The sequence below is a fragment of the Aestuariivivens sp. NBU2969 genome, assembly GCF_019931125.1.
Lineage (GTDB): Bacteria > Bacteroidota > Bacteroidia > Flavobacteriales > Flavobacteriaceae > Aestuariivivens > Aestuariivivens marinum.
The window spans coordinates 1-995 of sequence record NZ_JAIOUU010000057.1; the positions used below are offsets into that span (position 1 = coordinate 1).

1 pseudogene is annotated in these 995 nt (G+C 34.9%); it reads left to right on the forward strand.

Going from position 1 to position 995, the window contains the following annotated elements:
• Positions 1–44: 44 nt before the first annotated feature.
• Positions 45–995 (forward strand): annotated as a pseudogene (locus K7G79_RS14675) (IS3 family transposase); the annotation flags it as partial.

Here is a 995-nt window from a genome sequence, read left to right on the forward strand (position 1 = left end):
TGGACTTCCTATATTAGACTGGACACAAAGATGAGAGAATATGCTTGCTAGTTATTAACTTAGCAAATATGAGAAGTAAACCCAAACATTACACTTTAGAATTTAAACAAAAGGCAGTGGAGTTGAGCTATGCCAAAGGCAACGTAAAACAAGTAAGTGAAGATTTAGATATATTTCCATCAGTACTTTATCGTTGGCGAAAAGAGTTGAAGGATTATGGCAAAAACAGTTTTCCAGGTCGAGGCAAACCTAAAATGACCGATGAAGAAAAAGAGATATCTCGATTAAAAAGGGCATTAAAAGAAGCTGAACTGGAACGTGACATCTTAAAAAAGGCCATCAGCATCTTCTCCAAGAGCGACAGGAAAAATACAGGTTTATAAAACAGCATCTTATGAGGTTTCCTGTCGAGATGATGTGTAAAATATTAAAGGTAAGTAAAAGCGGCTATTACCATTGGTTGCAATCTGGACCAAGTAAATTATGGTTAGAAAATCAAAAGGTAACAACGCTTATTAAATCTATATTCAAAAATAGTTTTGAGAGCTATGGTTCACCCAGAATAAAAACAGAGTTGGAGACATTAGGCTATAAAATATCAAAGCCCAGAGTGGCCCGTATTATGAGTGCTAATTATTTGTTTGCAAAACGAAAGCGCAAGTTTAAAGCAACCACTGATAGTAAACATAATTACCCAATAGCTCCTAATTTATTAAACCAATGCTTTGAAGTAAACAGACAGAATCAAGTTTGGGTAAGTGATATAACCTATATAAAAACTAAACAAGGTTGGCTTTACCTTACTGTAATTATCGATTTGTTTAACCGTAAAGTTGTTGGGTGGGCACTAAGTGATAATTTAAGCACAGAGGATACTATTATTAAAGCTTGGCATATGGCTGTAAAGAAAACAACTTTAACCCAGCCTTTGATTTTTCATTCCGACCGAGGGATACAATATGCCAGCCATAAGTTCACCTCTTTAATTAAAAGTT